Source organism: Variovorax sp. 01T439_2, from assembly GCF_056398445.1.
Map to the genome: position 1 here is coordinate 1 of NZ_JBFTPJ010001220.1, position 1,380 is coordinate 1,380.

At 60.9% G+C, this 1,380-nt stretch carries 4 protein-coding genes; all 4 read right to left on the bottom strand.

Annotated features, from left to right (window positions below; all coding sequences use genetic code 11):
• Positions 1-228, bottom strand: a 228-nt coding sequence (locus AC1DOC_RS33705) for an FAD-binding protein (protein ID WP_478131578.1), incomplete at its 3' end; no start/stop codon positions are given.
• 1 nt (position 229) lies between these two features.
• Positions 230-574 (bottom strand): succinate dehydrogenase, encoded by a 345-nt coding sequence (locus tag AC1DOC_RS33710; protein ID WP_015865669.1) that lies wholly within the window; start codon positions 572-574, stop codon positions 230-232.
• Positions 571-906 carry a succinate dehydrogenase membrane anchor gene (locus tag AC1DOC_RS33715; RefSeq protein WP_015865670.1) on the bottom strand — a complete coding sequence of 112 codons (336 nt, stop codon included), beginning with the start codon at positions 904-906 and terminating at the stop codon, positions 571-573. Before AC1DOC_RS33715 ends, AC1DOC_RS33710 begins: the two co-directional genes overlap by 4 nt.
• 1 nt (position 907) lies before the next feature.
• Positions 908-1,380: 4Fe-4S dicluster domain-containing protein (locus AC1DOC_RS33720; RefSeq protein ID WP_478131579.1), on the bottom strand; the 473-nt coding region annotated here is incomplete at its 5' end.

Consider the following 1,380-nt stretch of genomic DNA (forward strand, 5'->3'; position numbering starts at 1 on the left):
GCCCTCAATGGTGTCCATGAAGTGCCGCTCAACCGAATCTCCAGCCGACAGTGCCACGTTGTAGCCGCCCTGGACCATGCGTGTGCATCCGCACTTTCCAAGCAAACCCTTGACCGTGACCGTGACGCGCAGGGAAGGATTCGCCTTCTTGGCATGCAGGGCAGCAAACAGGCCGGCACCACCGGTTCCCAGCACCAGGATATCGGTCTTGTAAGTCTCGAAGTTCATTTCAAATCACTCCCGCGATGAACGCAAAGCCAAATGCCATCGATGCCGCAAAACCCCAGCCAATCCAGGCCAGGCGAGCGTCGCGCGTGGAGCTCCAGGGAAGCAGCTCGAGTGCGAGCAGACGCAATCCAAGGAACATGTGCAGTGTCAGCAACAGGACGAGTCCCCACTCGCCGAACTTCATCGCAGGCATCTCCGACAGCTTCAGGAAGCGGTCGAGGCGTGCTTCGTCCAGGGCCATGCCGAGCACATAGAAGTGGACGGGCAGGAAGAGTGCAAGCGCCAGGCCCGAGAGGCGATGTCCTAGGAAGGCCCAGTACGCTTGATGGCTGCGAGCGGTCTTCATGGCATCAGTCCCCCCACCGCGGCGACGGCGCGAAGGCCCAGGTACAGCAATGCGGCGCCGAACACCAGGCTCACCAGGGACGCAGCGCTTCGTCCAAGGCGCAGCCATTCGATGAGAATGTTGCGCACGCCGATCGGAACGTGGACGGCCACGCTGATCACAAAGAGGCCGTAGAACGCGATCCACACCCAGTTGCCTTGCGTGCGAGAGAGGACTTCGCCAGCGGTCAGTCCGCCGCGGACCGCGTAGATGATGAGTCCCACATGCGTGAAGACAAATGGCGCCATGACCATTGCCGTGAGGCGCTGAAGAGCGAAGAGGCGAGCTTCCATTTCAGTCTCGCTTGAGGAAACTCAGGAGCGCACTTCGCTTCAGTCCCGCAATGCTGCCGGTCGGGCTCAGGCTGACCGGGCAATGCTTCATGCAACTGCCTTGCGTGTGGCACGAATTGCAGCCGCCACCGGACGTGGCCTTGTGCAAAACGTCCTTGGGATCCGCATGCCGTTCGTCGTTGTAGAGGGTCCAGGCACGATTGAGCGCGGCTGGTCCCAGGTAGTCCTTGTCCCAGGTGACGACGTCACAGGCGGCATAGCACACGCCGCAATTGATGCATTCGATCGCGGCATCTGCCAGCCTGCGCTTCTTGCTCTGGGGAGACACCCGTGCCGGCGGATCATTCCGTGTTGCCGTGCCAACAAAGGTACTGCCCGCCTTTTTCCACTTTTGAAAGAACTCGCGCATATCGACCACGAGGTCCTTGATGCGCGGCATGTTGCGAAGGGGCTCGATGACGATGACCCCCCCCT

Coding starts and splice junctions, on each gene's coding strand:
- AC1DOC_RS33710 (WP_015865669.1), bottom strand. CDS start 574: ATGAAGACCGCTCGCAGCCATCAAGCGTACTGGGCCTTCCTAGGACAT.
- AC1DOC_RS33715 (WP_015865670.1), bottom strand. CDS start 906: ATGGAAGCTCGCCTCTTCGCTCTTCAGCGCCTCACGGCAATGGTCATG.